This window comes from Bartonella sp. AP57NXGY (genome assembly GCF_042195805.1).
GTDB lineage: Bacteria > Pseudomonadota > Alphaproteobacteria > Rhizobiales > Rhizobiaceae > Bartonella.
Genome location: NZ_JBHIOZ010000563.1, coordinates 1 through 650, shown reverse-complemented (window position 1 = coordinate 650; position 650 = coordinate 1). Strand labels below are relative to the sequence as shown.

Sequence of the window (650 nt, the reverse complement as noted above, 5' to 3'; positions counted from 1 at the left end):
AAGCAAAAATCCATTGCGGTCATGAACATTTCAAAGCTTTGGGAGAAAATACCCAATATATTGTTTCTGATAATTATCAAACTTTTATCGATCAAGCACTTCAAAAAGATACCATAACAACTTGAAAAAATGTTTTGGCTATGGAAACAACCCTCCCCTATTGTTTATAAAATGCACCTTTTTCCTACTCTATAATTTACAAGCCCTTCCTTATAACCGATTTTAATTTTTATTAAACAATCAAGAGATTGTTGAACATTTTCCAGAAAAGGCTGCACATTTAAGAAAAGAAAATTATAAGCTATTGAGAATACATTTGACACCCAAACAATCATTTAAGCATAAAAAATGATCTATAAACAAACATTGGATTTTTAAGTCAATAATTTGATTTATAAAGATTTTAACATTTTCCATGTTAAATAATAAATGCAAATGGAGCAGGCATGCACGTCTCGTGTAGGTTCTGCTTTTGCTCTCATACAGAGTGAATTGACAGTAAACAGACTCCTCGATAAACTCATTAAGATCAACTTAACCGATGGTTTTATTTTGGAGGAAGAGGGATTGTATACAAGGGGACCATCAGCGCTCCCAATCACATTTATCCCAATATCAAAACCACAGCCATCACAAACACATGTTAATTT

Annotated in this window: 1 pseudogene; it reads left to right on the top strand. The window is 32.2% G+C overall.

What is annotated here, in order from left to right:
- Positions 1-429 precede the first annotated feature (429 nt).
- Positions 430-650, top strand: a pseudogene (locus ACFIL8_RS12050) (hypothetical protein); the annotation flags it as partial.